This is a genomic window from Ruegeria sp. BHSB172 (assembly GCF_059613165.1).
This window is the reverse complement of record NZ_JBXWRZ010000008.1, coordinates 1-17,289: the sequence shown is the minus strand read 5'-3', so window position 1 is coordinate 17,289 and position 17,289 is coordinate 1. Positions and strand designations below refer to the sequence as shown.

Sequence of the window (17,289 nt, the reverse complement as noted above, 5' to 3'; positions counted from 1 at the left end):
CGGAGCGTCACCTCAGGATCGTGAACCGGGCGCGCAACCCCTGTTCGCCGGCCTCGAACCGCAGGGAGCCGCCGTGTTGTTCGGCCACAGTCGCGACGATGGTCAGGCCAAGGCCGAACCCGTCCGACGAGCCGGTGTTGGACCCGCGCCGGAAAGGGGCCATCAGCGCCTCGATATCGGTGACCGTCAGGTCGGTGCCCTTGTCCTCGACGATGACCGTGGCGGTTTCGGCATCGGTCTCCAGCGCAACCCTGGCGTGCCGACCGTATTTCAGCGCGTTGTCGATCAGGTTGGTCAGCGCCCGCCGCAGCGAGATCGGGCGGGCCATCACCAGGATGCGCCGGCTCTCCGGCAGGCTGGCGTGGCCGCGCCGGGACATGAACAAAGAGGAGGCGCCTTCGACTTCGACCGGGGCGATCTGCTGCAGATTCACCGGCAGGTCCATGTCCTGGTAATCGGCCACCAGCGACTCGACCAGCGAGGTCAGTGAGATCTGCCGCGGTTCCTCGACGCTCAACTCCGACCGGGTATAGGTCAGCACGCTTTCGATCATCCCGGTCATCTGGTCGACGTCCGATTCCAGCTTTTCGCGCAGGTCGGGGTCGGGGATCAAGGCCGCGCGCAGCCGCACCCGCGCGGCAGGGGTGCCCAGATCGTGGCTGACCCCCGACAGGACCGTGGCGCGTTTTTCCAGCTGTGCGCGTTCATCCTGAAGATAGTCGTTCACGGCCGAGACGATGTCGCGCAGCTCGGCCGGGCCGGCAATGTCATAGCTTTGGGGACCGCCATGCCGGCGCCGGTCGCGCAGCGCCTGTGCGAAGCGGGCGAAACTGTCGGTGGCATTGCCGATCGATGTGAGGATGGCGGCCAAGGCTACGACCGCCGCCAGGATCGCCGGCAAGCGCAGATCGGTCGGCGCGGCACCGCACCCCCAGACCCGTGTTCCGTCCACCTGCTGCCAAGCACCGCGGCCGTACCGGGCGATCAGGACCGGTTCGCTGCAATAGGTGGCCAGCAGCCGGGTCAGGTTTCCCATTTTCTGCGGACCGGTCTGATCGCTGCCTGAAACGATGTCGGACACCGGATAGACCAGCCGGTCGGACATCACGGCCAGTGTCAATTCGCGCCCACCCAGCGGCGCGGAACTGTCGGTCAGGATCGACAGGTTGGTTACGAAGCGCCGCTCCTGCAGGCCAGGCAGCTGTTCGAACTCGCCGGCCTCTGCCAGCCGTGCGGCCTGCGGAGACAGCGGCGTGGTCTTGATGTCGGGCAGGGCGCCGCGCCCGGTACGCAAATTTTCGTAGACGGCAAACCCGGCTGCGTAGGCCCGGGTCAGGTAACGGTCCCAGTTGCGGGCCGAAGCAAACCACAGCCCGGCCGCCAGCAACCCGGCGGCGAAGGCACTGATGGCCCAGACCCAGCCGAGACTGCGCAGGCGCAGGGTCATGCCTCGTCTTCCACGGCCACGTCGCAGGCAAAGACGTATCCCACCCCGCGCGCGGTGCGCAGCATCTGGGGATCCTTGGGGTTGGCCTCGATCTTGGAGCGCAAACGCCCGACCAGAACATCGATGGCGCGGCCCTGAGCCTCGGGCTTGTCGCCGCTGCCGGTCACGTCCAGCGCAGCGGCGATCTCGTCGCGGGTCAGGGGGATGTGGGGATTGGCCAACAGCACCTTGAGCAGCGCGGTTTCCCGCTGCGAAAGGGACACTTGATAGCCGTCGGGGGCATGCACCTCGTCGCGTTTTCCGTCATAGACCCAGCCGCCGAAGCGGAACGTACGGATCCTTCGGCGATAGGCCAGAGACGGCGTGCGCCGCGCGCGCTGCATCACCGCCCGCACGCGCGCCAGTAGCAGCTGCGGGTTGAACGGCTTGGCGATGTAGTCATCGGCGCCCACTTCGTAGCCGGCCATGCGCTGGTGATCGGCCGACAGGGCCGACACGAAGATGATCGGGACGTCTTGTTCTCGGCGCAGGCGGGCACAGATCTCGACCCCGTTCTCGTCACCCAGCATCACGTCCAGCAGGATCAGGTCGATGCGGCCCGATTTCAGGTGCGCACGCACCTGGTCCTCGGTTGCGGCCGGCAGGGCGATGAACCCGTTCTGCTGAAAGAACTGGGTCAGCATCGACCGGATCTCCGGATCGTCGTCGACAACCAGCAAACGTGGAATGCTCACGTTCGTCCTCCCTGAGTTTCCCTACGACGCTGCCCTCAATTGTAACGGACTGCAACGGATTCAAGATCAACGTAACATGCTGTAACAAAAGCCGGGAAAAATTGCCTCCGGCGCCGGGTTCGGGCCAGATTTTCCGTTGCCTGATGACGGTTTGTTTCCGGTAATATTCGGCATCGCCGCCCAAACGGCGGTATGACATAGGTTCTGGGAGGATACCGAACATGAAACGTTTTGCATTCGCCACGGCGTCGTCGCTGGCCGTTCTGGCCGCGTCCTCGGTCATGGCCGAGCCGCAGGCCGAAGTTCTGCACTGGTGGACATCGGGGGGCGAGGCCAAGTCGGTCGCCGTTCTGCAGGAGGAATTCGCGGCCAATGGCGGCACCTGGACGGACATGCCCGTCGCGGGCGGTGGCGGCGACGCGGCAATGACCGCGCTGCGCGCCCGGGTTCTGGCCGGCAACGCGCCGACCGCGGTTCAACTTAAGGGCCCGGCGATCCAAGAATGGTACGAAGAAGGCGTTCTGGCCGACATCTCGAACGTGGCCGAGGCCGAGGGCTGGGACAAGGTTCTGCCCGCTTCGATCGCGGCGCACATGAAGTGCGAGGGCACCTGGTGTGCAGCGCCGGTGAACGTGCACCGGGTCGACTGGATTTGGGCCAATGCCGACGTGCTGGCGGCCAATGGCATCGAGATGCCGACCACTTGGGACGAATTCAACGCCGCCGCCGAGAAGCTGCAGGCCGCGGGTGTGATCCCGCTGGCCCACGGCGGCCAGGCCTGGCAGGACGCGACCGTGTTCGAAACGGTCGTTCTGGGCCTTGGCGGCCCCGAGTTCTACAACAAGGCGCTGGTCGAGCTGGACGCCGAGGCGCTGACCTCGGACACGATGGTCAAGGTGTTTGACCAGATGCGCACTCTGCGTGGTTTCGTTGACGAGAACTTCTCGGGCCGCGACTGGAACCTGGCCACCGCCATGGTCATGAACGGCGAGGCCGCCTTCCAGATCATGGGTGACTGGGCCAAGGGCGAATTCCTGGCTGCAGGCAAGGAACCGGGCAAGGATTTCCTGTGCGCCTCGACCCCCGGCGACGGATATCTGTACAACGTAGACAGCTTTGCCATGTTTGACGTGGAAGGTGACGACAAGCGCGCCGGGCAGGAATTGCTGGCCAAGCTGATCGTCGCGCCCAAGTTCCAGGAAGTGTTCAACCTGAACAAGGGGTCGATCCCGGCCCGGACCGACGTATCGCTGGACAAGTTCGACATGTGCGCCAACATCTCGGCCGAAGACATGACGACCTCGTCCGAGAACGGCTCGCTGCTGCCGTCCTATGCCCACGGTATGGCGCTGCGCGGGTCGCAGGCCGGTGCGATCACCGACGTGGTGACCGCGCATTTCAACTCGGACATGTCCTCGCAAGAGGCCGTGCAACAACTGGCTGACGCAGTGGCCAACAGCTACTGATCTCCAACCCGCCCTGCCCCCATGCACGGGCAGGGCACCTTTCTCCCCGGAGGCTCAAATGTCGGAATGGCTGGAAAACCACCTGCCCAAGGTGGTGCTGGCACCCTCGTTCATCGCCGTATTGATCTTTGTCTACGGTTTCATCGGATGGACGGCCTGGGTATCGCTGACCCGCTCGAAATTGCTGCCGAAATACGAGATCAAGGGCTTCGTGCAATACGAACGCCTGTTCGACTCGCCCCGCTGGGACACGGCAATCAACAACCTGTACATCTTTGGCGCGCTGTTCATCGTGATCGCGATGGTGCTGGGCCTGGCGCTGGCCATCCTGCTGGATCAGAAGATCCGCGTCGAAGGGTTCATCCGCACGATCTACCTGTACCCGATGGCGCTGTCGATGATCGTCACCGGCACCGCGTGGAAATGGATCCTGAACCCCGGTCTGGGGATTGAAGCCACCGTTCGGGGCTGGGGGTTTGAAAACTTCACCTTCGACTGGCTGGTGAACCCCGATTTCGCGATTTATACGATCGTGATGGCGGCGGTCTGGCAAAGCTCGGGCTTCGTGATGGCGCTGTTCCTGGCCGGGCTGCGCTCGGTCGATGGCGAGATCATCAAGGCCGCGCAGGTCGACGGCATCCCCACCTGGCGGATCTACACGGCAATCATCATCCCGTCGATGGCGCCGATCTTCCTGTCGGCCTTCATCGTGCTAGCCCACCTTGCGATCAAGAGTTTTGACCTGGTCATCGCCCTGACCGGCGGCGGCCCCGGCTATGCCACCGATCTGCCGGCCACCTACATGTACGCCATGGCGTTTTCGCGGGGCGACATCGGCCAGGCGGCGGCGTCGGCGATGATCATGATGCTGGTCGTCTTTGCGATCGTGGTTCCTTACCTTTACTCAGAACTGAGGGCGAAAAATGACTGATCTGTCGATGCCCCGAACCCGTGCGCAGGGCACGGCCGGCAAGACCGCGCTGCGCTGGCTGCTGTATGTCCTGCTGGGCCTGTTCGCGCTGTATTACCTGATGCCGCTGTTCGTGATGGTCACGACCTCGCTGAAAAGCCTCGAGGAGATCCGCACCGGCAGCCTGATCGCACTGCCCCGCGACGTCACGCTCGAGGCGTGGAAAACCGCCTGGTCCAGTGCCTGCACTGGGATTCAGTGCGAAGGGTTGCGGCCCTATTTCTGGAACTCGGTGCTGATCGCGGTGCCGGCGGTGATCCTGTCGACCCTGCTGGGCGCGCTGAACGGGTATGTCGTGGCGCAGTGGCGGTTCCGCGGGGCCAACATCATCTTTTCGCTGATGCTGTTTGGCTGCTTCATCCCGTTCCAGGTTGTGCTGCTGCCGATGGCGCGGCTGCTGGGGCTGATGGGGCTTGCGGGCACCATTCCGGGCCTGATCTTCGTCCACGTGATCTATGGGCTGGGCTTCACCACGCTGTTTTTCCGCAATTACTATGTCACCATTCCGGCCGAGCTGACCAAGGCGGCGCGGGTGGATGGGGCCGGGTTCCTGCGGATCTTTTGGTCGATCTTCCTGCCGCTGTCGCTGCCCATCATAGTGGTGACGGTGATCTGGCAGTTCACCCAGATCTGGAACGACTTCCTGTTCGGCGTTTCGTTCAGCCAAGCGGGCACGCAGCCCGTGACCGTGGCACTCAACAACATCGTCAACTCAACCACCGGCGTCAAAGAATACAACGTCGACATGGCAGCCGCGATCATCGCGGGGTTGCCGACGCTGCTCGTCTATGTCGTTGCCGGCAAGTATTTCATCCGCGGCCTGACCGCCGGTTCCGTGAAGGGATAACCCATGGCTCCCATCCTCGATATCAAAAACCTGTACAAGAATTACGGCGCAACCGAGATTCTCAAGGACATCAACATCTCGATCGAACCGGGCGATTTCCTGGTGCTGGTCGGGCCGTCGGGCTGCGGCAAGTCGACCCTGCTGAACTGCATCGCCGGGCTCGAGCCGATCTCGGGCGGGACGCTGTCGATCGGCGGCAAGGACATGACCCATGTCAGCCCCAAGGACCGCGACATCGCGATGGTGTTCCAGTCTTACGCCCTGTACCCGACCATGTCGGTGGCCAAGAACATCACCTTCGGCATGAAGGTGCGCGGGGTCGATCAGGCGACACAAGACGCCAAGCTGAAAGAGGTCGCCGCGCTTCTGCAGATCGAGCCGTTGCTGAACCGTCGCCCCAGCCAATTGTCGGGTGGCCAGCGGCAACGTGTGGCGATGGGCCGGGCGCTGGTGCGCGACCCCAAGCTGTTCCTGTTCGACGAACCGTTGTCGAACCTCGACGCCAAGCTGCGGGTCGAGATGCGGACCGAGATCAAGAAGCTGCATCAGACGCTGGATGCCTCGATCGTCTATGTGACCCATGATCAGATCGAAGCGATGACCCTGGCCACCAAGATCGTGGTGTTGAAGGGCGGCGTGGTGCAGCAGATCGGCACCCCGGCCGAGATCTACAACCGCCCCGCCAACCTGTTCGTGGCCGATTTCATGGGGTCGCCGGCAATGAATTTGATCCCGGCGCGGGTCCAGCGCAACGGGACCGGCACGCAGGTCGCAATCGCGCGTGCGGGGGGCGATCCGATCGTGCTGACGGACACGCGCGATCTGCACCTGCCTGAAGAGGTGATCCTGGGCCTGCGCCCCGAGGACATCGCCGAGGCCGGGTTCCGCGCCGGCGCCGGCGTGCAGGAGGCTGCCTGCCTGGTCGATATGGTCGAGCCGGCGGGGGCGGACACCTATGTCGTTTCGGAACTGGGCGGCAAACAAGTGACCGCGCGTCTGCATGCCGAAACCAGCGCCAGGGCCGGGCAGATGCTGAACCTGGCCTTTGACATGAGCAAGGTGTCGTATTTCGCCAAGGACACGGGCGAGCGGCTGAACTGAGCCGCTTATTCGGGCACGAAAATGCCGCGCATACCGGATGCGCGGCATTTTTGCGGTTCGGTCCGGCGGGGTCAGCCGGTGGTTTTCAGGTCGCGGATCAACTGATCCAGATTACCCTTGCGGGCATCCAGCATCGCGCCGATCTCGGTGCGCTCGGTCAGCAGCAGGTTCACCCCTTCGATGAACATGTTGTAAAACTTGTCGCGGCCCGATTTGTCCGACACCAGGAAGGTTACCTCGAACGGGGCTTCGCCGCGCAGCTTGACGGTGCTGCGCACCTCGTATCCGGCCTTGATCTTGCGGGCCGATTTCACAGTGACCTGACCGCCGATGAACTCGCGGAACCGGCGGCCATATTTGCGCGAGATATAGCCCTGGAACGCTTTGGTGAATTCGCGCAGTTGCGCTTGGCTGGCGCTGCGCGCATCCGCCCCCAGCGCATAGCGCGCCATGATCGGCACATCGGCGTATTGCACGAAGATCTTCTCGAAATCGCGCAGCATCGCGCTTTCGGATTTGCCCGATTCGATGACGCGGTTGATCTCGGCCACCACCTTATCGACCAAGACCTTGGCCGATGCCTCGGTCAGGGCCAGCGCGGGCAGGGGAAGGGTGGCTGCCGCCACGCCGGCCAGGGCGGTGGAGACGAAACCGCGGCGGGTCAATGTTTCATTCGGCATAGGGGTCCTCGTAGGGGTCAAGATAGGCGTCCGCGGCCGGATCGCCATCAAGGTCGGCATAGGGGTCCGAGTACAGATCCAGATAGGTATCTTCATCGTCGCGTGCCAGTTCGAACCGGCGGTTCTGCAGATAGATCAGGCGCGCCTGCGCATAGCTGTCGGCGCTTTCATAGAGGATAGAATCGACAGTGTCCGAGAACCTGCCCCGATCGCCCATACGGCGCACGACCTCGGCATAGAGGCCTAGGTTGTCGGCTGGGCGGGTCGGCGCCAGGTCGATCGGGTTGGTGAACAGGTTCACCACCACGCCGACCGCGTCGCGCGTGGTGGACGGGCCGTAGAAGGGCAGCTCGACATAGGCGCCCTCGCCGAAACCCCAGACATGCAAGGTTTCGCCGAAATCGGTATCGACCTGCGGCAGGTTCAGCTCGTCCGCCGGTTTGGACAGGCCGAACCCACCGACAGTTGAGTTGATCACGAAGCGCAGCAGGGCGTTTCCGGACTGTTTCAGATTGCCCTGAAGCAGGTAATCGACGGCCTGCCCGGGCAAGGTGATGTTCTCGGCGAAGTTGTTGAAACTGGTCACCATCGGGTCGGGCACGATCTTGACATAGCCCTTGGACGCCGGGCGGAACAGAAATCGGTCCACGCCCAGGTTGAACTTGTGTATGCCCCGATTGGTTTTTTCGTAGGGGTCGAAAACCTCGCCCCGCGTCGCGGCATCCTGTGGCTGGCTGGCGCAAGCCGACAGCACCGCCAAAAACGCGGCAAGGGCGACATGTCTGAAACGGATCCGGCTCGACACGGTCTCATTCACTCCCGTTCGCCCGGATGTAAGGCAACCGGACACTCAATCAATACTCTTGGCCTGTTCGCACCGGCCCAATTCTCCGGCAGATAGTTGCTTTCTGCCCGAAATGAAACTCCTAGCGTGTTACCTGCGCACATCCGCAAGGTAAAGTGGCCGGCGTTCAACACCTCGGGGACAAGAGAAAACGCGCCGTTTCGCAGACTGGCGGGGAAATGACGGTTTTGCGTCTTTTCGCGAATCCCGTTCCCGGTTAGCGTCCCGAAAACAGACCGGAAGTTGAGGACAAGAACATGAGCATCGCGGCAAAACTGGAATCCATGGGCGTGACCCTGCCGGACGCCCCGGCGCCGGCGGCCAATTACGTGCCGTTCGTGCGGGTAGGCAACATCGTTTATGTCTCGGGCCAGATCTCGAAGGACGATGCGTTGATCACCGGCAAGCTGGGCGCCGATATGGATGTCGCGGCCGGTGCGGCGGCGGCCCGGGTCTGTGCCATCAACCTGCTGGCCCAGGTCAAGGCGGCCTGCGGCGGGGACATCGACAAGCTGGTGCGTGTGATCAAGCTGACCGGTTTCGTGAACTCGACCGCCGATTTCACCGACCAGCCGCAGGTGATCAACGGCGCGTCCGATTTCCTGGTCGAGGCGCTGGGCGAGGCGGGCCGCCATTCGCGTTCGGCCGTCAGCGCCGCGTCGCTGCCGCTGGGCGTCGCGGTTGAGATCGAAGGGATTTTCGAGATCCAATGACACCGTCTCTGCCTCGTGTGTTCATGGGCGCGCCGATTGCGCATCGGGCGCTGCATGACATTCGCCAGACCCGCCCGGAAAACAGCCGGGCGGCCATCCGGGCCGCCATTGCTGCGGGCTACGGGATCGAGATTGACCTGCAGATGACGTCGGACGGCCATGCCATGGTTTTCCACGACTATGACCTGACGCGCCTGACCGGCCAGTCCGGCGCGATCCAGCAGATCACCCGGGCCGAGGCCGCGGACCTTCCGCTGCTGCACGGGGACGAGGGGATCCCCTCGCTTGAGGAAGTTCTGCAACTGGTGGCGGGCCGCGTGCCGTTGCTGATCGAGTTCAAGGATCAGCACGGTGCGATGGGGCCTTTGGACGGGCGGCTGGAACGGGATGCGGTCGCGCTGCTGAAGTCCTATGACGGTCCGGTCGCGCTGATGTCGTTCAACCCCAACTCCGTGGCCGAGCTGGCCCGGCTGGCGCCGGAGATTCCGCGTGGGCTGACGACCTGTTCCTACAAGCCCGAAGTCGAGCATCTGCCGGCCGAGGTCTGCGACCACCTGCGCGACATCCCCGATTTCAACCGGGTTGGCGCCAGCTTCATCAGCCACGAGGTGCAGGACCTGGCCCGACCCCGCGTCGCCGAGTTGAAGGCGCAAGGCGTGCCGATCCTGTGCTGGACGGTGCGCTCGGCCGAACAGGAGGCCGAGGCGCGAAAGGTGGCCGACAACGTGACCTTCGAAAACTATCTGGCCGCCATTCCGGGTTGAACCCGGCTGCCGGCGTCACAGATAGTTCAGGGGGACGCAGGAGGGCACATGGACCAGTCACAGATCGAGATCCGGGTTCTGTCGACGCTGGATCAGATCCCGGCGGCCGAATGGGACAGTTGCGCCTGCCCCGAGGCCGCCGACGGCACCCGCCCGCTGGACCCGTTCACCACGCACCGGTTCCTGCGCGCGCTGGAAGACAGCGGATCGGTCGGGCGGGGCACAGGCTGGCAGCCGCAATACCTGACCGCCTATCTGGACGGCCTGCTGATCGGGGCCGCGCCGATGTATGCCAAGTCGCACAGCCAGGGCGAATACATCTTCGATCACAGTTGGGCCCATGCCTATGAAAATGCGGGCGGGCGGTATTACCCCAAATTGCAGATCGCGGTGCCGTTCACCCCGGCCACCGGACGGCGGTTCCTGACGCGGCCCGGCTATGACGGGATCGCCATTTCGGCGCTGGTGCAGGGGGCGGTGCAACTGGCCGCCGACAACCGCCTGTCTTCGCTGCACGTCACCTTCTGCACCCAGGCCGAGGCGCTGGCCGGGCAGCAGATGGGCCTGCTGGCGCGCGATTCGCAGCAGTTTCACTGGCTGAACGATGGCTATGCCGATTTCGACGATTTCCTCGCCGCCCTGTCCTCGCGCAAGCGCAAGAACATCCGCAAGGAAAGGGCGCAGGCCAACGCCTTCGGCGGCGAGATCCGAACCCTGACCGGCGCCGATCTGCGCCCCGAACACTGGGACGCGTTCTGGGAATTCTATCAGGATACCGGCGCGCGCAAGTGGGGCTCGCCCTATCTGACGCGGCAATTCTTTGACATCGTTCACGAAACCATGGCCGATGACGTCGCGCTGGTGCTGGCCGAGCGGGGCGGATACCCGGTGGCCGGCGCGCTGAACTTCATCGGGCGCAAAACCTTGTTCGGGCGCTATTGGGGCTGCACCGAACATCACCCCTGCCTGCATTTCGAACTGTGCTACTATAGGGCGATCGACTTTGCCATCGCGCAGGGGCTGGCCCGCGTCGAAGCTGGCGCGCAAGGCGAACACAAGCTGGCGCGCGGCTATCTGCCCACGCGCACGCACAGCCTGCACTGGATCGCCGATCCCGGCTTCGCGGACGCCGTCGCGCGGTACCTCGAGGCCGAAGCTCGCGCGGTAGGGGAAGAGATCGAGATTCTGACGGATTACGGCCCGTTCAGAAAAGCCAACCCGGAGGAACGGCAATGAGCGAACTTCTGTCCACCGAGACCCGCGGCCCGCTGCTGGACCCGCTGTTCAGGAACGGCTGGACCATGGTCGAGGACCGCGACGCGATCACCAAGACCTTCATCTTCGACGATTTCGTCGATGCCTTTGGCTGGATGACCAAGGTGGCTATCTTTGCCGAAAAGTGGAACCACCACCCCGAATGGTCCAACGTCTATCGCACGGTCGAGGTGGTTCTGACCACCCATGACGTGGGCGGCCTGTCGTCTCAGGACGCCAAGCTGGCGCGCAAGATGGACAGCCTGCTCTAGCCGCGGTCGCCGCGCGACCCCATTCCGCCGGCCAGCAGGGCAACCTCACCCAGCCGCTGGAACTCGGCCGGGGTCACGGTGCCATCGCTGACATCTATTTCGCGCGGAATACCTGTGGTGCGGTTGCCCACCATCCGAACGCTGCGCGCGGCCGGATTGATGTCGAGGCAGCGCGTCTGATAGCAGGTCAGACCCGATGTGTTGATCTGGATGCGGGCCTGCCCGTCGAGGCCGGTAACGACAGGAGACTGAGGCACCTCGCAGGCGGTCAGAGCGACCATGGCGCCGATCCCAGCCAGTGTTTTCATGTAGGCCATCAAGATCCTCCTTGCCGTTTATCCGGCCATTTGCAAACGCCCGGGCGGGCGCCTGCGGTTGGGTTTCCTTTTAGCGGTCAGATAACCGCCAGCAGGCCTTCTCCGGCCGAAATCTCGCAGGCACCGGGGCTTTCCTCGAGGTTCAGCGCCACGACCTTGCCGTCTTCGACCAGCATCGCATAGCGCTTGGAGCGCGCGATCAGGCCGGCGGGCGGGGCGTCGAAATCCATGCTGATCGCCTTTGTGAATTCCGAGGCCGGATCGGCCAGCATGGTCAGCCCTGCCGCGGTCGCACCCGTGGCCTCGCCCCAGGCCTTCATCACGAAGGGGTCGTTGACCGACACGCAGATGATCTCGTCAACGCCCTTGGCCGCGAACTGGTCCTTGGTGCGCATGAAGCTGGGGACATGGGCCGAGTGGCAGGTGGGGGTGAACGCGCCGGGCACGGCAAAGATCACCACCTTGCGGCCCTTGACCTTGCTGGAGAGCCGCACCTCTTCCGGTCCGTTTTCGCCCATCTGGATCAGGGTTGCTTCGGGCAGGGTGTCGCCGGTTGAAATCATCTTCATGCTCCTGTCGTTTGAAATTGCAAACTCGCTCCTTGCCGCAATATAGGTGGGCGGGTGGCACAAGCCACGGGAAATCGACAGGGGGCGGACCAGATGAGCCATATCGTCGTGATCGGAGCCGGACAGGCGGGGTCGTCACTGGTGGCCGGGCTACGCAAGGGCGGGTTTGACGGGGCGATCACCCTGATCGGGGCTGAGCCCGTGCTGCCCTATCAGCGCCCGCCGCTGTCCAAGGCCTACCTGCTGGGCGAGATGGAGCTGGAACGGCTCTACCTGCGCCCCGAGAGTTTCTATGCCGAAAACAACATTACCCTGCGGCTGGGTCAGCAGGTGACGGCGATCGACCCGGCCGCCAAGACCGTGACCATCGGCGACGAGGTGATCTCCTACGACCAGCTTGCCCTGACCACCGGTTCGCATCCGCGCTGCCTGCCCGCCGCGATCGGCGGAGACTTGGAGGGCGTGCATGTGGTGCGCACGCTGGCCGATGTGGACGTGATGGCCCCCGCCGTGATCGAAGGCGCTCGGGCGCTGATCGTGGGCGGCGGCTATATCGGGCTCGAGGCCGCAGCCGTCTGTGCCAAGCGCGGCGTGCAGGTGACGCTGGTCGAGATGGCCGACCGCATCCTGCAGCGTGTCGCCGCGCCCGAGACCAGCGACTATTTCCGCGCGCTGCACGGCACCCATGGCGTGGACATCCGAGAAGGCGTCGGGCTGGAACGGATCACCGGTGAGAATGGCAAGGTCACCGGCGCGGTGCTTGGCGACGGGACGGAACTGGCGGTTGATTTCGTGGTGGTTGGCGTGGGCATCACCCCGGCCACCGAACTGGCCGAGATGGCCGGCCTTGCCATCGAGAATGGCATCAAGACCGACGCGCAGGGCCGCACCTCTGCCCCCGATATCTGGGCGGCGGGCGATTGTGCCTCGTTCCCCTACAAGGGCCGACGCATCCGTCTGGAAAGCGTGCCCAATGCGATCGACCAGGCCGAGGTGGTGGCGCAGAACATGCTGGGCGCGGGCAAGGATTACGTGGCCACGCCCTGGTTCTGGTCGGACCAGTATGACGTGAAGCTGCAGATCGCCGGGCTGAACACGGGCTATGACCACGTCGTCACCCGCAAGGGCGAGGGGGCGACCACCTCGTTCTGGTATTACCGGGGCGATCAGTTGCTGGCGGTGGACGCGATGAACGACCCGCGCGCCTACATGGTCGGCAAGCGCCTGATCGACGCGGGCAAGACCGCCGATCCGGCGGTGGTGGCCGACCCCGCAGCGGATCTGAAGCCGCTGCTCAAGGCGTGAGGATCATCGCCGGAGATTTCCGGGGCCGGGCGCTGGCCTCGGTCGGCAAGGGGGACGCGGGTGCGCATCTGCGCCCCACCACCGACCGGGTGCGCGAAAGCCTGTTCAACGTGCTGAACCACCTGGTCGACTTCGATAGGCTGCGGGTGCTGGACCTGTTCGCCGGCACTGGTGCCTTGGGGCTCGAGGCGCTGTCGCGCGGTGCGGCGCATGTCACCTTGGTTGATGATGGGCGGGTGGCGCAGGGGCTGATCCGCAAGAATATCGACCTGACCCGCAGCGCCGACCGCACCGCACTGATCCGCCGCGACGCGACACGGCTGGGCGACAATCCCGGGGAACCTTTCGACCTAATCTTCCTCGATCCGCCCTATGGCAAGGGAATGGGCCAAAAGGCGCTTGCCGCGGCGCTCAAGGGCGGCTGGCTGGCCGATGACGCGCTGGTGGTCTGGGAAGAGAACGCCCTGATGGCCCCGCTCGAGGGCTTCACGCTGCACGATGCGCGCAAATACGGCGACACCCATATCTCGCTGATGTGGCGGGGCTGAACCGCCCTTTTTTGGACCCGGGGCCGCGCCGTGCTATGTTGCGGGTCATGGACCACGCCATGCCCATTTTCCCGCTGGTTCCCGCGCAAAGCGCCGAGGCCACGACCGGACCCGAACCCAAACCGCGCCGCGCGCCCGTCTTCATCCAGGACGCGGTGACGCCATGGGGGCAAGAGACGCTGTTGCTCGCCCTATGGCGCGCGCAGCAGGATCAAGATCAGTAGGTCGGGTGGAACTTGCCGCCCGGTGACAGGGTAAAGATCTCGACCCCGTCCGCGGTCACACCCACTGAATGCTCGAACTGCGCCGACAGCGACTTGTCGCGGGTCACGGCCGTCCAGTCATCGGCTAGGGTCTTGGTCTCGGGGCGGCCCAAGTTCACCATCGGCTCGATGGTGAAGAACATGCCCTCTTCCAGAACCGCGCCGGTGCCCGGGCGGCCGTAATGCAGCACGTTCGGCGGCGCGTGGAACACCCGGCCCAGCCCGTGCCCGCAGAAATCGCGCACCACGCTCATGCGGTGCGATTCAACGTAGGACTGGATGGCATGGCCGATATCACCAAAGGTGTTGCCCGGCTTGACCATCTCGATCCCTTTGAACAGGGCGTCATGAGTCACCTGGATCAGCCGCTCGGCCTTTCGCGGCAGCTTGCCTGCCACATACATGCGGCTGGTGTCTCCGAACCAGCCATCGACGATCACCGTCACGTCGATGTTCAGGATGTCGCCATCCTTCAGCTTCTTCTCGCCCGGGATCCCGTGGCAGACCACGTGGTTCACGCTGATGCAGCTGGCGTGCTGATAGCCCTTGTAGCCGATGGTGGCCGACTTGGCGCCGGCATCCTCGACCATCCGGGTGATGATCCGGTCGATCTCGCCCGTGGTCTGGCCCGGAAAGACATGCTCGGCGATGTCATCCAGAATCCGCGCCGCAACCGCCCCTGCCGCGTGCATGCCGGCAAAGTCAGCCTGTTCGTAAATGCGGATGCCGTCCTTCGTCAGGCGGCCACGATGTTCCTTCATCAACGCGGGGCTCCAATTGTTGCGCGCGATACCCTCTTTACGCTGCTTGTGCAGAAAGTGCCAGAGGGCGCACGGTCGCGAGCGTCAGAGTTTGTTGCCGATCCAGACGCCTTTGGGCGTGATTTGGGTCGCATAGACCAGCCGTTCAACCCCTTTCGCTGCCGCAGCGTCAAATTGCGCCGCATAGGCCGGGTCGATATCGGCGGCCAGCTCGAACCGCGCGCAGTCGGTGCGCTGCACCAGATACAGCATGACGGCTCGGTGCCCGGCCTCCGCCATCGCCGCCAGTTCGCCCAGATGCTTGGTGCCGCGTGCGGTCACGCTGTCGGGAAATTCGGCCAGACCGGGCTGGCGCGACAGGGTCACGCTTTTCACTTCGACATAGGCGTCCGGCAATCCCGCCTCGGTCAGCAGGAAATCGACGCGGCTGTTTTCGCCGTATTTCACCTCGGGCCGGACGGTGCCATAGGCGGCCAGTTCGGGGATCTCGCCCGCCTCAAGCGCGGGCCGCAGCGCGCGATTGGGCACCGAGGTATCGACCCCGGTGAAATGGCCGTTCTCGTGCTCGACCAGCCGCCAGCCGAATTTCAGTTTCTTCCTGGGGTCGTCATTGGGTTCCAGCCAGATTTTCATGCCCGGCTCGGCCAGTCCCATCATCGAACCGGGATTGGCGCAATGGGCCGTCACCTCGCGCCCGTCCTCCAGTACGCAATCGGCCAGAAAGCGTTTGTAGCGGCGGATCAGGCGGGCGGGAACAAGAGGGGTTTGAAAGCGCATGGTTACGGGCCTATACCTGCCTCAAATGTCGATCAAGAGGAGAGCGCGCCATGCCCAACCCAACCGCCGCAATGCTGGTGATCGGGGATGAAATCCTGTCGGGCCGCACCCGCGACGCGAACATGCACTTTCTGGCGCAGGAATTGACCAAGCATGGCATCGACCTGAAAGAGGTCCGCATCGTCAGCGATGACGCCGAGGCCATCGAAACCGCCGTCAAGGCGCTGTCGCAGGCCTATGACCATGTGTTCACCAGCGGGGGCATCGGCCCGACCCATGACGACATCACCGCCGATTGCATCGCCCGCGCCTTCGGGGCCCATATCGACGTGCGCGATGATGCCCGTGCCCTGCTGCAGGCGCACTACGACCAGGCCGGGTTGGAGCTGAACGCCGCACGGCTGCGCATGGCGCGCATCCCCGATGGCGCGACGCTGATCGACAACCCGGTCTCGACCGCGCCGGGATTTACCCTGGGCAACGTCCACGTGATGGCCGGGGTGCCCTCGGTGTTCCGGGCGATGGTGGCCAGCGTGCTGCCCACCCTGACCGGAGGCAAGCCATTGTTGTCGCAGACCCTGCGCGTAGACCGGGGAGAGGGCGACATCGCCACCAATCTGTCGGCCCTGGCGCAGGATTTCGACGACCTGTCGATCGGTTGCTACCCGTTTCAGATCAACGGCGTGTTCGGCGCCAACGTGGTGGTGCGCGGCACCGACGGCGCCCGTATCGACGCCGCCATCACCCGCCTGGCAAGGGAGCTTGACCTGTGAGGCCCGACTGGGCCGCCGTCGTCGACGGCACATGGCCCGCCGCGCGGTACACGCAACTGGGTCCTTTCCTGCTGCGCGAAGGGCTGGGGGGCGGCTCGCGCGTGTCCGCGGCCAGCCGTATCGGCCCGGTCACCCCGCCGGATATCGACGCGGCCGAGGCGGCCATGCAGGCGATGGGCCAGAAACGCATCTTTTGCCTGCGCCCGGGTGATGAGGCACTGGACGAAATGCTGGCTGCGCGGGGCTATGAGATCCTCGATCCGGTCAACATCTATGCCTGCCCGGTCGCGCGGCTGACCGAGCAGCCGGTGCCGCCGGTGACCGTCTTTACCCTGTGGGAGCCGCTGGCCATCATGCGCGAGATCTGGGCGCAGGGGGGCATCGGCCCCGAACGCCTTGCGGTGATGGAGCGCGCCTCCGGCCCCAAGACCGGCCTGTTGCTGCGCCACCGCGATCAGCCGGCGGGCACCGCCTTCGTGGCCATCCATGACGGCATCGCCATGCTGCATGCGCTCGAGATCGTGCCGGCCCATCGCCGGCAGGGGCTGGGCCGCTGGGCGATGCGCGCCGCGGCCTTTTGGGCGCTGGACAATGGCGCCCATACCCTTAGCGTGATCTGCACCAAGGCGAATGAGGGGGCCAACGCGCTCTACCGCTCTCTGGGGATGGAACACGTCGGAGAGTACCATTACCGCCAGCTGGTCTAAGAGGAGAACGACTGCAGTGACCGACACCGACATGCCCACCGCGCTGAACCTGCCGATGGTGGACCCGCTGCCGCTTGAAACGCAGAAGTACTTTGACATCTGCACCGAAAAGCTGGGCATGATTCCCAACGTGCTGAAGGCCTATGCCTTTGACATCGACAAGCTGAATGCCTTCAC

General features: G+C 64.4%; 21 protein-coding genes and 1 pseudogene. 14 read left to right on the top strand and 8 right to left on the bottom strand.

Going from position 1 to position 17,289, the window contains the following annotated elements; genetic code table 11:
- Positions 1-7: 7 nt before the first annotated feature.
- Both AC2FM3_RS06295 and AC2FM3_RS06290 read right to left on the bottom strand, forming a co-directional pair.
- Positions 8-1,447 carry a sensor histidine kinase gene (locus AC2FM3_RS06295; RefSeq protein ID WP_496679999.1) on the bottom strand — a complete coding sequence of 480 codons (1,440 nt, stop codon included), beginning with the start codon at positions 1,445-1,447 and terminating at the stop codon, positions 8-10.
- Complete coding sequence (locus AC2FM3_RS06290) at positions 1,444-2,181, bottom strand: response regulator transcription factor (protein ID WP_496679997.1); 738 nt, start codon at positions 2,179-2,181, stop codon at positions 1,444-1,446. The genes AC2FM3_RS06295 and AC2FM3_RS06290 overlap by 4 nt, the downstream gene beginning before the upstream one ends.
- Positions 2,182-2,402: 221 nt before the next feature.
- Here AC2FM3_RS06290 and AC2FM3_RS06285 point away from each other — a divergent pair, with 221 nt between their 5' ends.
- Genes AC2FM3_RS06285 through AC2FM3_RS06270 form a run of 4 tightly spaced genes read left to right on the top strand, consistent with a single transcriptional unit; the run spans position 2,403 to position 6,565 of the window.
- Positions 2,403-3,647 (top strand): ABC transporter substrate-binding protein, encoded by a 1,245-nt coding sequence (locus AC2FM3_RS06285; RefSeq protein WP_496679995.1) that lies wholly within the window; start codon positions 2,403-2,405, stop codon positions 3,645-3,647.
- Between the two features lie 58 nt (positions 3,648-3,705).
- Complete coding sequence (locus AC2FM3_RS06280; protein WP_496679993.1) at positions 3,706-4,578, top strand: carbohydrate ABC transporter permease; 873 nt, start codon at positions 3,706-3,708, stop codon at positions 4,576-4,578.
- The gene (locus AC2FM3_RS06275; protein WP_496679991.1) at positions 4,571-5,464 is read left to right on the top strand and encodes a carbohydrate ABC transporter permease; all 894 of its coding nucleotides are present in this window, start codon (positions 4,571-4,573) and stop codon (positions 5,462-5,464) included. The genes AC2FM3_RS06280 and AC2FM3_RS06275 overlap by 8 nt, the downstream gene beginning before the upstream one ends.
- Before the next feature lie 3 nt (positions 5,465-5,467).
- A complete protein-coding gene (locus tag AC2FM3_RS06270; RefSeq protein ID WP_496679989.1) occupies positions 5,468-6,565 on the top strand; it encodes an ABC transporter ATP-binding protein in 1,098 nt (365 codons plus the stop codon).
- Between the two features lie 71 nt (positions 6,566-6,636).
- On the opposite strand, the gene AC2FM3_RS06265 is transcribed toward AC2FM3_RS06270, so the two are convergent.
- Together AC2FM3_RS06265 and AC2FM3_RS06260 are read right to left on the bottom strand one after the other, a co-directional pair.
- Complete coding sequence (locus AC2FM3_RS06265) at positions 6,637-7,245, bottom strand: MlaC/ttg2D family ABC transporter substrate-binding protein (protein WP_496679988.1); 609 nt, start codon at positions 7,243-7,245, stop codon at positions 6,637-6,639.
- Positions 7,235-8,062, bottom strand: coding sequence for an MlaA family lipoprotein (locus AC2FM3_RS06260; RefSeq protein WP_496679987.1), 828 nt, complete (start codon positions 8,060-8,062; stop codon positions 7,235-7,237). Before AC2FM3_RS06260 ends, AC2FM3_RS06265 begins: the two co-directional genes overlap by 11 nt.
- Positions 8,063-8,346: 284 nt before the next feature.
- On the opposite strand from AC2FM3_RS06260, the gene AC2FM3_RS06255 reads away from it, so the two are divergent.
- The 4 genes from AC2FM3_RS06255 to AC2FM3_RS06240 are packed head-to-tail and all read left to right on the top strand — an operon-like array spanning position 8,347 to position 11,092.
- Positions 8,347-8,802: a RidA family protein gene (locus tag AC2FM3_RS06255; RefSeq protein WP_496679985.1), complete on the top strand. Its 456-nt coding sequence runs from the start codon at positions 8,347-8,349 to the stop codon at positions 8,800-8,802.
- A complete protein-coding gene (locus AC2FM3_RS06250) occupies positions 8,799-9,566 on the top strand; it encodes a glycerophosphodiester phosphodiesterase family protein (RefSeq protein WP_496679984.1) in 768 nt (255 codons plus the stop codon). Before AC2FM3_RS06255 ends, AC2FM3_RS06250 begins: the two co-directional genes overlap by 4 nt.
- Positions 9,567-9,614: 48 nt before the next feature.
- The gene (locus AC2FM3_RS06245; protein ID WP_496679982.1) at positions 9,615-10,802 is read left to right on the top strand and encodes a GNAT family N-acetyltransferase; all 1,188 of its coding nucleotides are present in this window, start codon (positions 9,615-9,617) and stop codon (positions 10,800-10,802) included.
- Positions 10,799-11,092, top strand: coding sequence for a 4a-hydroxytetrahydrobiopterin dehydratase (locus AC2FM3_RS06240; protein WP_496679980.1), 294 nt, complete (start codon positions 10,799-10,801; stop codon positions 11,090-11,092). The genes AC2FM3_RS06245 and AC2FM3_RS06240 overlap by 4 nt, the downstream gene beginning before the upstream one ends.
- Here the strand turns inward: AC2FM3_RS06240 and AC2FM3_RS06235 are convergent.
- Together AC2FM3_RS06235 and AC2FM3_RS06230 are read right to left on the bottom strand one after the other, a co-directional pair.
- A complete protein-coding gene (locus tag AC2FM3_RS06235) occupies positions 11,089-11,409 on the bottom strand; it encodes a hypothetical protein (protein ID WP_496679979.1) in 321 nt (106 codons plus the stop codon). The two genes, AC2FM3_RS06240 and AC2FM3_RS06235, sit on opposite strands and share 4 nt — an antisense overlap.
- Positions 11,410-11,486: 77 nt before the next feature.
- The gene (locus AC2FM3_RS06230; RefSeq protein WP_496680145.1) at positions 11,487-11,972 is read right to left on the bottom strand and encodes a peroxiredoxin; all 486 of its coding nucleotides are present in this window, start codon (positions 11,970-11,972) and stop codon (positions 11,487-11,489) included.
- Between the two features lie 99 nt (positions 11,973-12,071).
- On the opposite strand from AC2FM3_RS06230, the gene AC2FM3_RS06225 reads away from it, so the two are divergent.
- The 3 genes from AC2FM3_RS06225 to AC2FM3_RS06215 are packed head-to-tail and all read left to right on the top strand — an operon-like array spanning position 12,072 to position 14,055.
- The gene (locus tag AC2FM3_RS06225) at positions 12,072-13,283 is read left to right on the top strand and encodes an NAD(P)/FAD-dependent oxidoreductase (RefSeq protein ID WP_496679977.1); all 1,212 of its coding nucleotides are present in this window, start codon (positions 12,072-12,074) and stop codon (positions 13,281-13,283) included.
- Positions 13,280-13,831 (top strand): 16S rRNA (guanine(966)-N(2))-methyltransferase RsmD, encoded by a 552-nt coding sequence (gene rsmD, locus AC2FM3_RS06220; RefSeq protein WP_496679975.1) that lies wholly within the window; start codon positions 13,280-13,282, stop codon positions 13,829-13,831. Before AC2FM3_RS06225 ends, rsmD begins: the two co-directional genes overlap by 4 nt.
- A 47-nt stretch (positions 13,832-13,878) precedes the next feature.
- Positions 13,879-14,055: a hypothetical protein gene (locus AC2FM3_RS06215; protein WP_496679973.1), complete on the top strand. Its 177-nt coding sequence runs from the start codon at positions 13,879-13,881 to the stop codon at positions 14,053-14,055.
- Here AC2FM3_RS06215 and map read toward each other — a convergent pair.
- Both map and sfsA read right to left on the bottom strand, forming a co-directional pair.
- Positions 14,049-14,855: a type I methionyl aminopeptidase gene (map, locus tag AC2FM3_RS06210; RefSeq protein ID WP_496679971.1), complete on the bottom strand. Its 807-nt coding sequence runs from the start codon at positions 14,853-14,855 to the stop codon at positions 14,049-14,051. The two genes, AC2FM3_RS06215 and map, sit on opposite strands and share 7 nt — an antisense overlap.
- An 84-nt stretch (positions 14,856-14,939) precedes the next feature.
- Positions 14,940-15,632, bottom strand: a complete 693-nt coding sequence (sfsA, locus tag AC2FM3_RS06205) for a DNA/RNA nuclease SfsA (protein WP_496679970.1) — start codon at positions 15,630-15,632, stop codon at positions 14,940-14,942.
- Positions 15,633-15,682: 50 nt separating this feature from the next.
- Between sfsA and AC2FM3_RS06200 the strand changes: the two genes are divergently transcribed.
- The 3 genes and pseudogenes from AC2FM3_RS06200 to AC2FM3_RS06190 all read left to right on the top strand — a co-directional run.
- Positions 15,683-16,405, top strand: a complete 723-nt coding sequence (locus tag AC2FM3_RS06200) for a competence/damage-inducible protein A (RefSeq protein WP_496679968.1) — start codon at positions 15,683-15,685, stop codon at positions 16,403-16,405.
- Entirely contained in the window at positions 16,402-17,112 is a 711-nt protein-coding gene (locus AC2FM3_RS06195; RefSeq protein ID WP_496679967.1) for a GNAT family N-acetyltransferase, read from the top strand. The genes AC2FM3_RS06200 and AC2FM3_RS06195 overlap by 4 nt, the downstream gene beginning before the upstream one ends.
- Before the next feature lie 31 nt (positions 17,113-17,143).
- Positions 17,144-17,289 (top strand): annotated as a pseudogene (locus AC2FM3_RS06190) (peroxidase-related enzyme); the annotation flags it as partial.

What these genes read in the sequence shown, in the direction of transcription:
- AC2FM3_RS06240 (WP_496679980.1), top strand. Translation starts at nt 10,799, where the DNA reads ATGAGCGAACTTCTGTCCACCGAGACCCGCGGCCCGCTGCTGGACCCG.
- AC2FM3_RS06225 (WP_496679977.1), top strand. Translation starts at nt 12,072, where the DNA reads ATGAGCCATATCGTCGTGATCGGAGCCGGACAGGCGGGGTCGTCACTG.
- AC2FM3_RS06215 (WP_496679973.1), top strand. Translation starts at nt 13,879, where the DNA reads ATGGACCACGCCATGCCCATTTTCCCGCTGGTTCCCGCGCAAAGCGCC.
- AC2FM3_RS06265 (WP_496679988.1), bottom strand. Translation starts at nt 7,245, where the DNA reads ATGCCGAATGAAACATTGACCCGCCGCGGTTTCGTCTCCACCGCCCTG.
- AC2FM3_RS06230 (WP_496680145.1), bottom strand. Translation starts at nt 11,972, where the DNA reads ATGATTTCAACCGGCGACACCCTGCCCGAAGCAACCCTGATCCAGATG.
- AC2FM3_RS06255 (WP_496679985.1), top strand. Translation starts at nt 8,347, where the DNA reads ATGAGCATCGCGGCAAAACTGGAATCCATGGGCGTGACCCTGCCGGAC.
- AC2FM3_RS06295 (WP_496679999.1), bottom strand. Translation starts at nt 1,447, where the DNA reads ATGACCCTGCGCCTGCGCAGTCTCGGCTGGGTCTGGGCCATCAGTGCC.
- AC2FM3_RS06200 (WP_496679968.1), top strand. Translation starts at nt 15,683, where the DNA reads ATGCCCAACCCAACCGCCGCAATGCTGGTGATCGGGGATGAAATCCTG.
- map (WP_496679971.1), bottom strand. Translation starts at nt 14,855, where the DNA reads ATGAAGGAACATCGTGGCCGCCTGACGAAGGACGGCATCCGCATTTAC.
- AC2FM3_RS06250 (WP_496679984.1), top strand. Translation starts at nt 8,799, where the DNA reads ATGACACCGTCTCTGCCTCGTGTGTTCATGGGCGCGCCGATTGCGCAT.
- AC2FM3_RS06270 (WP_496679989.1), top strand. Translation starts at nt 5,468, where the DNA reads ATGGCTCCCATCCTCGATATCAAAAACCTGTACAAGAATTACGGCGCA.
- AC2FM3_RS06280 (WP_496679993.1), top strand. Translation starts at nt 3,706, where the DNA reads ATGTCGGAATGGCTGGAAAACCACCTGCCCAAGGTGGTGCTGGCACCC.
- AC2FM3_RS06275 (WP_496679991.1), top strand. Translation starts at nt 4,571, where the DNA reads ATGACTGATCTGTCGATGCCCCGAACCCGTGCGCAGGGCACGGCCGGC.
- AC2FM3_RS06245 (WP_496679982.1), top strand. Translation starts at nt 9,615, where the DNA reads ATGGACCAGTCACAGATCGAGATCCGGGTTCTGTCGACGCTGGATCAG.
- sfsA (WP_496679970.1), bottom strand. Translation starts at nt 15,632, where the DNA reads ATGCGCTTTCAAACCCCTCTTGTTCCCGCCCGCCTGATCCGCCGCTAC.
- AC2FM3_RS06235 (WP_496679979.1), bottom strand. Translation starts at nt 11,409, where the DNA reads ATGGCCTACATGAAAACACTGGCTGGGATCGGCGCCATGGTCGCTCTG.
- AC2FM3_RS06285 (WP_496679995.1), top strand. Translation starts at nt 2,403, where the DNA reads ATGAAACGTTTTGCATTCGCCACGGCGTCGTCGCTGGCCGTTCTGGCC.